We start from the raw sequence: 10,334 nt of genomic DNA, 5'->3' as shown, positions 1-10,334 counted from the left end.
CGCGCCGAGCCCGGCCGCGCCGAGCCCGGCCGCGCCGAGCCCGGCCGCGGTGAGCCCGGCCGCGGTGAGCCCGGCCGCGGTGAGCCCGGCCGCGGTGAGCCCGGCCGCGGTGAGCCCGCGCCTCTCGCGAACTGCCTCGAGCCCGGGTCGACCCCGGGCCGCGTCGAGCCCGCCCTGCTCGCGAAGCGCGCCGATCCCGACTTGGCCTCGGGCCGGGCCGAGCAGACCGGCCCCGATCTGGTCTTCCGGGCCGACGTCTCGGATCCGCAGGCGAACCTGGACGCCGTGGCCGCGACCGTAAGTCGTTACGGCCGTCTGGATCTGGCCGTGCTCAACGCCGGCATCCCCGGTCGCTGCGGCCTCGACGACTTCACCGTCGACGGCTACCGGGCGACCATGGGCACCAACCTCGACGGCGTCGTCTTCGGCCTGCACGCCTGCCGGCCCCACCTGCGCGGCCACGGCTCGGTGACCGTGATCGCGAGCATCGCCGGCCTGACCGGTTCGCCCGACGTCTTCTATGCGACCAGCAAGCACGCGCTGATCGGCCTGGTGCGCTCGGCCGCTCCCGCGCTCGCGGCCGAAGGCATCCGCATCAACGCGCTCTGCCCCGGCCTGGTCGACACCCCGGCCCTGGCCTCGCTCGCGCCGGCCCTCCGCGCCCGCGGCTTTCTCCTCGCCGATCCGGCCGAGGTGGCCGACGCGGCCGAGGTCGTGCTGGCCGATGAGCGCACCGGACTGGTCTGGACGGTCCAGGCGGGCAAGGCGGCCTATCCGGCTGAGCTGCCCGAACTGGCGCTGCCGGGAGGCTGATCAGAGTCGCGCGGCCGAACCCGAGATGTTTACGCCCGGCCGCCCCGGTTCTCGCCGCCCAGGCTCTCCAGCATCCGCACGATCTGGACCATGCCGGCTTTCATCTCGGCCACGTCCGCCTTGTGCTCGGCGTAGTGCCGCGTCGTTGTCTCCCGGAACTCGTGCTGCATCTCGAGCTGGGTCTCTCGCAAGGCGGTCAGGACCCGGCCGTGCCCCCGCAGCTCGGCGCGGAGGTCGGCCACGTCGCGGTCGGCCCCGGACGCCAGCGCCCGCGCCGCGGCGGCCTCCTCGCGTGCGACGCCGACTTCGGCCTCCACCGCGGAGACCCGCTGCTCAAGATCCTTGGGGCTGCTCATGGGGAAGAGTATTTCGCATGCGGCGGGCCGGCCGCGAGCCCGAATCGGAGGCTGTGGATAACGGGTCGGGGCGCCGGGTAGAGTGCGAGGCGCCGGACCACGGGAGGCGCAAACCCGCCGGCACGCGGTGCCCACAGCATGGACCGGTTTCCCTCGCCGGCCGTTCATTTCGGCTGCGTTCCTAGAGGGAGACAACCCATGGCCCGACCCATCACGCTCTTCACCGGCCAGTGGGCCGACCTGCCGTTCGAGAAGGTCTGTCAGCTCGCTTCGGAGTGGGGCTACGACGGCCTCGAGATCGCCTGCTGGGGCGACCACTTCGAGGTCGACCGCGCGCTCGCCGAGCCCGGCTATCTCGATCAGAAGCGCCAGACGCTGGAGAAGCACAACCTCCAGGTCTTCGCGATCTCCAACCATCTCGTCGGTCAGGCGGTCTGCGACCACCCGATCGACGAGCGCCATCACGACATTCTGCCGCCGGCGGTGTGGGGCGACGGCGACCCCGAGGGCGTACGCCGGAGGGCCGCCGAGCGCATGAAAGACACCGCGCGGGCGGCGCGGGCCCTGGGTGTGAAGACCGTCGTCGGCTTCACCGGTTCGTCGATCTGGCACACCGTGGCGATGTTCCCGCCGGTGCCCGAGTCGATGATCGAGCGCGGCTACCAGGACTTCGCCGACCGGTGGAACCCGATTCTCGACGTCTTCGACGAGGTCGGGGTGCGGTTCGCGCACGAGGTGCATCCGAGCGAGATCGCGTACGACTACTGGACCACCCGCCGCACGCTGGACGCGATCGGGAACCGGGCCGCCTTCGGGCTGAACTGGGATCCGTCGCACTTCGTCTGGCAGGACCTCGACCCGGTCAACTTCATCCTCGAGTTCCGCGACGTGATCTATCACGTGGACTGCAAGGACGCGAAGGTCCGCACCGGTGACGGCCGCAGCGGGCGCCTGAGCTCCCACCTGCCGTGGGCCGATCTGCGCCGGGGCTGGGACTTCGTGTCGACCGGGCACGGCGATGTGCCGTGGGAGGACTGTTTCCGGGCGCTCAACGCGATCGGCTACGACGGCCCGATCTCGATCGAATGGGAAGACGCGGGCATGGACCGGCTGGTCGGCGCGCCGGAGGCGCTTGATTTCGTACGCCGGTTGGCGTTCGACGCTCCGGCGGCGGCCTTCGACGCCGCGTTTTCGTCCAAGGCCGAATGACTTTTGCGTCCAGAGACAAAAGTTTGGCAAAGTTTCGAGAAAGGTCTAGACGGGGCTGACGGAACGCGCTTAATGTGACCGGCACAACAGCGCTCCGTAAGGGGTGATCGTGCTCCCCGTTGATGCTCCCTACCTGCGAATACTCCGTCTTCTGCGCGACGAGGGCCCGGTGTCGAGGGCCGAGCTGGGCGACCGGCTCGGCCTCACCCGGCCCCGCCTGCTCGCCGAAGTCGACCGGCTGGTCGCCGCCGGCCTCATCGCCGAGGCCGGCCTGGCGGCGTCCCGCGGCGGCCGGCGGTCCACGCTGGTCGAGCTCCATCCCGGGCTGCGGTTCGCGGCCGTCGACCTGGGTGCCAGCTCGATCGACGTCGAGGTGGTGAACGGCCGGCTGGAACCGCTGGCCGCCTATCAGGAGCCGGCCGACATCCGGTCCGGCCCCAAGGTGATCCTCCAGCGGGTCGGCGAGCTGCTGGCCAAGGCGAAGATCGAAGGGGCATACGCGCGGCTCGACGGCGTCGGCATCGGGGTGCCGGGGCCGGTGAGCTTCCGCGACGGCGTACCGGTGTCGCCGCCGATCATGCCGGGCTGGGACCGCTATCCGGTCCGCGAGGTGCTGGCCCGCGAGCACGGGTGCCCGGCCGTGGTCGACAACGACGTCAACATCATGGCGATCGGGGAGCGGCACGGCGGGGTGGCCCACTCGGTCGACGACTTCCTGTTCGTCAAGATCGGTACGGGCATCGGCTGCGGCATCCACCTGGCCGGATCGGTCTACCGGGGCGTCGACGGCTGCGCGGGCGACATCGGGCACATCCAGGTCGACGCGACCGGGCCGGTCTGCTCGTGCGGCAACGCCGGCTGCCTGGAGGCGATCTTCAGCGGCTCGGCGCTGGCCCGGGACGCGCTGGCGGCGGCCCGGTCGGGGGAGTCGCCGGCCCTGGCCGAACGGCTCGCGGCGGCCGAGGGGGGCGCCGCGGGCAACGCACGGGCCGCCGTGACCGCCAAGGATGTCGCCGACGGGGCGGCCGAGGGCGACGTCGCCTGTATCAAACTGATCCGTGACGGCGGCCGCCGCGTCGGCGGGGTGCTGGCCACGCTGGTCTCGTTCGCCAATCCTTCGATGATCGTGATCGGGGGAGGGTTGGCGCAGCTCGGCCACGTGCTGCTGGCCGAGATCCGCAGCGTGGTCTACCGGCGCTCGCTCCCGCTCGCCACCGGCAACCTCCCGGTGGTGCTCTCCGAGCTGGGCGGTCGCGCCGGCGTGACCGGCGCGGCCGTGCTGGCCAGCGACGCCGCATTCGAGCAGGCGGCATGAGCCCCGAGGAGAAGACCGGCGCCGCGGAGAAGGCGGGCGCCGCGGAGAAGGCGGGCGCCGCGGAGAAGGCGGGCGCCGCGGAGAAGGCGGGCGCCGCGGAGAAGGCGGGCGCCGCGGAGAAGAACGGCGCTGCGGAGAAGAACGGCGCTGCGGAGAAGAACGGCGCTGCGGAGAAGAACGGTGTCGTTCTCCGGCTTACCGACGTTGTGAAGACGTTTCCCGGAGTGCGGGCTCTCGACGGTGTGCAACTGGAGGTCCGGGCCGGCGAGGTGCACTGTCTGCTCGGCCAGAACGGTGCCGGCAAGTCGACGCTGATCAAGGTGCTGGCCGGGGTGCACCACGCCGACGCGGGCGAGATCACCTGGCACGGGGCGCCGTTCGCCCCGGCCTCGCCGCAGGCCGCGATGCGGGCCGGCATCGCGACGATCTATCAGGAACTCGACCTGGTCGACGACCTCTCGGTGGCCGAGAACGCGCTCCTCGGCCGCGAGGAGTCCCGATTCGGGTTCACCCGCCGGCGGTCGGCCGCCGAACGGACGCGCACGATCCTGGGCCGCCTCGGCCACCCCGAGATCCCGCCCCGGCGCCTGGTCCGCAGCCTCCCCGCGGCCGGCAAGCAGATCGTCAGCATGGCCCGTGCGCTCTCGCACGACGCCCGGCTGATCGTCATGGACGAGCCCAGCGCCGTGCTCGCTCATGACGAGGTGGGCAACCTCTTCCGGATCATCCGGGAGCTGACCGCCGAGGGCATCGCGGTCATCTACATCTCGCACCGGCTGGCCGAGATCCGCGAGATCGGCGACCGGGTGACCGTGCTCAAGGACGGCCGTACGACCGCGGCCGGCCTCCCGGCCCGCACCACCTCGACCCGGGAGCTGGTCGGCCGGATGACCGGCCGCAACATCGAGTACGTCTTCCCGCCGCGGCCGGCCCCGGCGGTCCGGGAGCCGATCCTGACCGTCACCGGGCTGACGAGAAAGTCGGAGTTCGCCGACGTGAGCCTGACCGTCTCCCCGGGCGAGATCGTCGGCATCGCGGGCCTGGTCGGCTCGGGCCGCTCCGAACTGCTGGAGACGATCTACGGCGCCCGCCGCCCCGACACGGGCACGGTCACGCTCGCCGGCCGGAGGATCCGCAGCGCCAAGGGAGCCGTGAAAAGCGGCATGGGCATGGCCCCCGAGGAGCGCAAGAGCCAGGCTCTGCTCCTCGACCAGCCGGTCTACAAGAACATGACGCTGGCGTCGTTCACCGGCTTCGCCCACGCCGGGTTCACCGACACGACCGGCGAACGGAAGGCCGCCCAGGAGACCGCCGACCGCCTCGACCTGCGCCCGCGCGACGTGGGCCGGGCCGTACGCACCCTGTCCGGCGGCAACCAGCAGAAGGTCGTGGTCGGGCGCTGGCTGGTCAGCGAACGAAAGGTGCTCCTGCTCGACGAGCCGACCCGCGGCGTCGACGTGGGTGCCCGGGCCGAGCTCTACCAGGTCGTTCGCGCGCTGGCCGAGGACGGCGTCGGCGTGCTGCTGGTCTCCAGCGAGGTGCCCGAGGTGCTCGGGCTGGCCGACCGGGTGCTGGTGATGCGCGAGGGCCGGATCGTCCACGAGGCGCCGGCGACCGAACTTGATGAGGACACCGTGCTCGACCTCGTGATGGCGGGGTCGCTCCTGGAAGGGGAGTCGGCATGACCGCCCGCACCGAAGGGCTGCCGGAGGAAGGGACCGTCGCGCCCGCCCGAGGGCGCCCGGACCGGAAGCTGGACGAGAACGCCCTGCGCAACCTCGGCCTGGTCGGCGTGCTGGTCATCCTGGTGGTGATCGGCGCGGCGACCCGTCCCGACCTCTACGGCAACGCGTCCTGGGTCGGCAACAACGTGTCGACGATCCTCCAGCAGGCGTCGGCGATCGGCGTGGTCACGGTCGGGATGACCTTCGTGATCATCGGCGGCGGCATCGACCTGTCGGTGGGGGCGATCATCGCGCTGGCCGGGGTGTGGTCGACCACGCTGGCAACCCAGAGCTACGGCGCCGTCGGCATGGTCTTCACCGCGCTGGTGGTCGGCGTGGCCGTCGGGCTGGTCAACGGGGTGCTCATCTCGTACGGAAGATTGGTGCCGTTCATCGCCACCCTGGCGATGATGGTCTCGGCGCGCGGCCTGGCCGCGCAGATCTCCGGCAAGCAGACGCAGGTCTCGGCGAACGCCGCCATCAACGACATCTCCACGACCAAGCTGCTCGGCCTGCCGCTGCTGGTGTGGATCCTCGTGCTCGTCGTGGCGGCCGGCTGGGTGCTGCTGAACCGCACGACGTTCGGCCGGCGCACGGTCGCGGTCGGCGGCAATCCGGAGGCGGCCCGGCTGGCCGGCATCAACGTCAAGCTGCACACCGTCCTGCTCTACGCGATCTCGGGCCTGTGCTGCGGGCTCGGCGCGATCATGCTGACCTCGCAGGCGACCAGCGCCCAGGCCGCGATGGCCAACCTCTACGAGCTCGACGCCATCGCCGCGGCGATCATCGGCGGCACCCTGCTCTCGGGCGGCCGCGGCACCATCGTCGGCGCCCTGTTCGGGGTGCTGGTGTTCTCCACGATCACGAACCTGTTCGCGATCAACAACCTCTCCACCGAGGTCCAGAACATGGTCAAGGGCGGCATCATCGTCGCCGCCGTTCTGGTCCAGCAGTTCCGTTACCGGTCCCTGACCAACCTCCTCAAGCGTTAGGACCTGCCATGCCGTCACGAAGGAAGATAGTTTTCGGGGCCGTCGGCGCCACCGCTCTGCTCGCCGCCTGCACCAGCAACGAACCCCAGAACACCGCCCAGGTGAAGACCGACACGAGCGACAACCCGAACGCCGCCACCGGCACGAAGGTGGTCATCGGCTTCTCCGCGCCGGCCGCCGACCACGGGTGGATCGCCGCGATCACCAACAACGCCAAGGCGCAGGCCGCCGCGTACGGTGACGTGGAGCTGAAGCCGGTCGAAGCCGGCGCCGACGCGGCGGCTCAAAGAGCCGCGATCTCTACGCTCGTCGCCCAGAAACCGACCGTGATCGTGATGCTGCCCTACGACGGCAAAGAGCTCGACGCGGCCGGACTGCAGGCCATGCGGGCCGGCATCCCGGTGGTCAACCTGGACCGGGCGTTTCCGTCCCAGGGGGCCTACCGGCTGCAGATCAAGGGCGACAACTACGGCATGGGCCTGGCCGCCGGCGCCTACATCGGCGACCAGCTCAAGGCCAAGGGGATCAGCAACCCGGTCATCGGGGAGATCCCCGGCATCGACTCGCTCGAGCTCACCCAGGAGCGCAGCCAGGGCTTCAAGGACGCGCTCACCCGCTACGGATTCAAGGTCGCCAACCGGCGCCCGGCCGAGTTCACCGCCGACTCCGGCCAGGCCGCGGCGACCGCGCTGCTGCAGGCCCTGCCCAAGATGGACGCGCTGTGGAATCACGACGACGACCAGGGCATCGGCGTGCTGGCCGCGATCAAGCAGGCCAACCGCAGCGAGTTCTTCATGGTCGGCGGCGCCGGTTCCAAGGCCGCGATCGACGCCATCACGGCCGACAACAGCGTGCTCAAGGCGACCGTCACCTACAGCCCGTCGATGGCCTCGTCGGCGATCTCGCTGGCCCGGCTGATCGGCCAGGGCAAGGGCATGAGCGACCTGGTCGAACTGCAGGTTCCGAAGGAAATCACGCTCGCGTCGGAGACGATTACCAAGGACAACGCCGCGAAGTACGCCAAGACCGGCTTCTAGGAGGCACGTGTGTCGCATCCACTGCGCGTAGGCATGGTCGGCTACGCGTTCATGGGCGCCGCCCACTCGCAGGCCTGGCGCACCGTCAACCACGCGTTCGACCTGCCGCTGCGGGCGCGCATGTCGGTGGTGTGCGGCCGGGACCCGGTGGCGGTCGAGGCCGCCGCCGACCGTCTCGGCTGGGACTCCTCCGCGACCGACTGGCGGGAGGTGATCACCCGGGACGACATCGACCTGATCGACATCTGCACCCCGGGCGACACCCACGCCGAGATCGCTCTGGCCGCGCTCGCCGCGGGCAAGCACGTGCTCTGCGAGAAACCCCTGGCCAACACGGTGGCCGAGGCCCGGGAGATGGCGTCGGCCGCGGCGGCGGCGGCTTCCGCTTCCGGCGTACGTACGATGTGCGGCTTCAATTACCGGCGCGTCCCGGCGGTCGCCCTCATGCGGGACCTGATCTCGTCCGGCCGGATCGGGCGGGTCCGCCACGTACGCGCCCACTACCTGCAGGACTGGATCGTCGACCCGTCGTTCCCGCTGGTCTGGCGGTTGCGCAAGGAGGTCGCCGGCTCGGGCGCGCTGGGCGACATCGGCGCCCACATCGTCGACCTGACCCAGTTCGTCACCGGCCAGTCGATCACCTCGGTGACCGCGCTGACCGAGACCTTCGTCAAGTCGCGCCCGCTCCCGTCCGCCTCGGCCGGGCTGTCGGCGACGGCGACGGACTCGGTCGGCGAGGTGACGGTCGACGACGCGGCGCTGTTCCTGGCCCGGCTCGACGGCGGGGCGGTCGCCACCTACGAGGCGACCCGCTTCGCGACCGGCCGCAAGAACGCCCTGCGGGTCGAGATCAACGGCTCGCTGGGGTCGCTGGCGTTCGACTTCGAGCGGATGAACGAGCTCGAGTTCTACGACGCCACCCGGCCCGGCCCCGAGCAGGGCTTCACCCGCATCCTGGTCACCGAGCCGGAACACCCCTACATGTCGGCCTGGTGGCCGCCGGGACACGGGATCGGCTACGAGCACTCGTTCACCCACGAGATCCGCGACCTCCTCGAGGCGATCGGCGCCGGACGGGACCCGGCACCGTCGTTCGCGGACGCACTCCAGGTCCAGCTGGTGCTGGACGCGGTGGCCCGCTCGGCCGAGTCGGCACTGTGGACGGAGGTGGACCCGGTACTCGAACCCGTCTGAACCATCTCCGCCGCGGGCCGGTGAGGGACGGCGTGGTTGCGCCCCGCGCCGACCGGCCCGCGCGGAACAACCCGAGCGGGACGTCGGGGAGCGCCGGGGCAATTGCGGGCGTACGGAAAGAGGAGCCGCCGCCGGGCGGATTTCCCGTAGGTCGTGGCCCGGGAGTTCTCAGGTCGGGGGCCGGTTCGCCGAAGGGTTCGCACGGAAGTCGAACACCTATCCCCAGGAGGTCTGCCGTGGCCGAGCTGCCTCGCATCGGAACCGCGATGTACGTCGTGCACGCCGAAGGGGTGAACTACCGCTCCCGCCTCGAGTCGATCGACGGTGGGACGCTGAGCGTGACCGCCCCGCTCGAGACCAGCGAGCAGGACACCCCGAAGCCGGGCCAGATCGTCGAGGTCTTCTGGGCCCAGCCGCGCGCCCGCATCATCCTGCCGTGCCGGCTGGTCGAGATCGAGGAGTCGCCCTACCGCTGGGTGCTCGAGCCGATCGCGGCCCCGGTGATCAGCAACCGGCGCGAGTTCGTGCGCGGCGGGGGCGGCGCGTCGGTCGAGCTGTCGAGCGACGAGGACCAGCGCGTCAACGGCCGCCTGCTCGACATCAGCGAGGGCGGGCTGCGCTGCTGGGTGGCGAACCCGGCCTCGATGAAGGTCGGCGACAAAATGCAGGCGTGGGTCACCCTGGGTGCCGGAGACGTCGCGGTCGAGGGAGCGGTTCATACCGTACGCGCGGCCGAGGCCGAACCGGGCCACCACGTGATCCTGACGTTCCGTACGCCCGAGCAGGTGGCCCGGGTCATCCGGCAGCACGTCTACGCCTGGGAGATCGCCGAGCGGCGGCGCGAAACGGAGCTCTGACGTCCCTCCCCAGGGTTCCTGCTCGCGGCTGCGGATCCGGCACCGGTTCCTCCAACGGACGTCCCGGCTGTGGCAGATCGGGTCGCTCCACCGGGCCACGCCAAATACCAGCTCGACCGGCACCCCGCTACCTGTGCTTCCCGGTTGCTCAGCGCCGAGGCGTTTCTCCCGTCCCGCGGGTCGGCCGCACGAGACTGACCGGTCTGCCCCTGATCGTCACGACGGCCGTGCCGGTCGGCGCTGCCCGGGCGCCCGGCCGCCCTCGCGTCGTGGCACCTGGCCGCGACGCCGCGCCGTGCTGCTGCCCCGCGACTACCGGGACCGGCCGTCGGCGCCCTACCCGGTGGTGCTGCTGCTGGCCGGGAGCACGGCTGAGGCGTCGCGGGCGGCCGCGGCGCACGCCCGGCGGCGCTCGCGGCTGGGCTCGCCGACAGCGCCCCGGCCCGGCTCGCCGATAGCGCCCCGGCCCGGCTCGCCGGCGAGGTCTTGATCGCCGGAGGCGCACGCCCGGTTGGGGTCGGTGGCCTTCGCCGTGGTGCGGGCGGCCCCGGCACGCCGTCGCCGCCGGAAGGCTTCCACCAGCCGGAAATGTGCCCGTGGCCCGCCTGACCGGTCCGGCCGGCTCGGCTTGGATCGAGGCCGCGCGGTGGGCCGCGCTTCGCGCAGTCCGCGGCCGCACAGACCGGTCAGTCGCTGCAGCCCGCGCTCCGGCTCCCGGTGGGTGCCATGCGCCCTCAGCCGCCGCCCTCAGCCGCCGCCCTCAGCCGCCGCCCTCAGCCGCCGCCCTCAGCCGCCGCCCTCAGCCGCCGCCCTCAGCCGCCGCCCTCAGCCGCCGCC

At 71.7% G+C, this 10,334-nt stretch carries 10 protein-coding genes; 8 read left to right on the top strand and 2 right to left on the bottom strand.

Going from position 1 to position 10,334, the window contains the following annotated elements:
* Positions 1-813 (top strand): SDR family oxidoreductase (locus AB0M88_RS23760; RefSeq protein ID WP_364105649.1); only part of this gene is annotated, 813 nt, incomplete at its 5' end.
* A gap of 29 nt (positions 814-842) precedes the next feature.
* On the opposite strand, the gene AB0M88_RS23755 is transcribed toward AB0M88_RS23760, so the two are convergent.
* Positions 843-1,169 carry a hypothetical protein gene (locus tag AB0M88_RS23755; protein WP_364105647.1) on the bottom strand — a complete coding sequence of 109 codons (327 nt, stop codon included), beginning with the start codon at positions 1,167-1,169 and terminating at the stop codon, positions 843-845.
* Between the two features lie 198 nt (positions 1,170-1,367).
* Between AB0M88_RS23755 and AB0M88_RS23750 the strand changes: the two genes are divergently transcribed.
* From AB0M88_RS23750 to AB0M88_RS23720, 7 genes are all read left to right on the top strand, one after another.
* Positions 1,368-2,378: a sugar phosphate isomerase/epimerase family protein gene (locus tag AB0M88_RS23750; RefSeq protein ID WP_364105645.1), complete on the top strand. Its 1,011-nt coding sequence runs from the start codon at positions 1,368-1,370 to the stop codon at positions 2,376-2,378.
* Between the two features lie 103 nt (positions 2,379-2,481).
* The gene (locus AB0M88_RS23745; protein WP_364105643.1) at positions 2,482-3,693 is read left to right on the top strand and encodes an ROK family transcriptional regulator; all 1,212 of its coding nucleotides are present in this window, start codon (positions 2,482-2,484) and stop codon (positions 3,691-3,693) included.
* Complete coding sequence (locus tag AB0M88_RS23740; protein WP_364105641.1) at positions 3,690-5,378, top strand: ATP-binding cassette domain-containing protein; 1,689 nt, start codon at positions 3,690-3,692, stop codon at positions 5,376-5,378. Before AB0M88_RS23745 ends, AB0M88_RS23740 begins: the two co-directional genes overlap by 4 nt.
* Positions 5,375-6,409 carry an ABC transporter permease gene (locus tag AB0M88_RS23735; protein WP_364105639.1) on the top strand — a complete coding sequence of 345 codons (1,035 nt, stop codon included), beginning with the start codon at positions 5,375-5,377 and terminating at the stop codon, positions 6,407-6,409. The genes AB0M88_RS23740 and AB0M88_RS23735 overlap by 4 nt, the downstream gene beginning before the upstream one ends.
* A gap of 8 nt (positions 6,410-6,417) precedes the next feature.
* Entirely contained in the window at positions 6,418-7,446 is a 1,029-nt protein-coding gene (locus tag AB0M88_RS23730) for a substrate-binding domain-containing protein (RefSeq protein WP_364105637.1), read from the top strand.
* Positions 7,447-7,479: 33 nt separating this feature from the next.
* On the top strand, positions 7,480-8,640 hold the full coding sequence (locus AB0M88_RS23725; protein WP_364105655.1) for a Gfo/Idh/MocA family oxidoreductase: 1,161 nt from the start codon (positions 7,480-7,482) through the stop codon (positions 8,638-8,640).
* 236 nt (positions 8,641-8,876) lie between these two features.
* Positions 8,877-9,497, top strand: a complete 621-nt coding sequence (locus AB0M88_RS23720) for a PilZ domain-containing protein (RefSeq protein ID WP_364105635.1) — start codon at positions 8,877-8,879, stop codon at positions 9,495-9,497.
* 336 nt (positions 9,498-9,833) lie between these two features.
* Here AB0M88_RS23720 and AB0M88_RS23715 read toward each other — a convergent pair whose 3' ends face one another.
* On the bottom strand, positions 9,834-10,076 hold the full coding sequence (locus tag AB0M88_RS23715; RefSeq protein ID WP_364105634.1) for a hypothetical protein: 243 nt from the start codon (positions 10,074-10,076) through the stop codon (positions 9,834-9,836).
* Between the last annotated feature and the right edge of the window lie 258 nt (positions 10,077-10,334).

The sequence above is a fragment of the Actinoplanes sp. NPDC051411 genome (genome assembly GCF_040682075.1).
In the GTDB taxonomy this organism is placed as follows: Bacteria; Actinomycetota; Actinomycetes; order Mycobacteriales; family Micromonosporaceae; genus Actinoplanes.
This window is presented reverse-complemented; position numbering and strand designations above follow the sequence as displayed.

Excerpts from the sequence above, each read along its gene's own strand:
- AB0M88_RS23740 (WP_364105641.1), top strand. The coding sequence starts at position 3,690 with ATGAGCCCCGAGGAGAAGACCGGCGCCGCGGAGAAGGCGGGCGCCGCG.
- AB0M88_RS23735 (WP_364105639.1), top strand. The coding sequence starts at position 5,375 with ATGACCGCCCGCACCGAAGGGCTGCCGGAGGAAGGGACCGTCGCGCCC.
- AB0M88_RS23725 (WP_364105655.1), top strand. The coding sequence starts at position 7,480 with ATGGTCGGCTACGCGTTCATGGGCGCCGCCCACTCGCAGGCCTGGCGC.
- AB0M88_RS23755 (WP_364105647.1), bottom strand. The coding sequence starts at position 1,169 with ATGAGCAGCCCCAAGGATCTTGAGCAGCGGGTCTCCGCGGTGGAGGCC.
- AB0M88_RS23730 (WP_364105637.1), top strand. The coding sequence starts at position 6,418 with ATGCCGTCACGAAGGAAGATAGTTTTCGGGGCCGTCGGCGCCACCGCT.
- AB0M88_RS23750 (WP_364105645.1), top strand. The coding sequence starts at position 1,368 with ATGGCCCGACCCATCACGCTCTTCACCGGCCAGTGGGCCGACCTGCCG.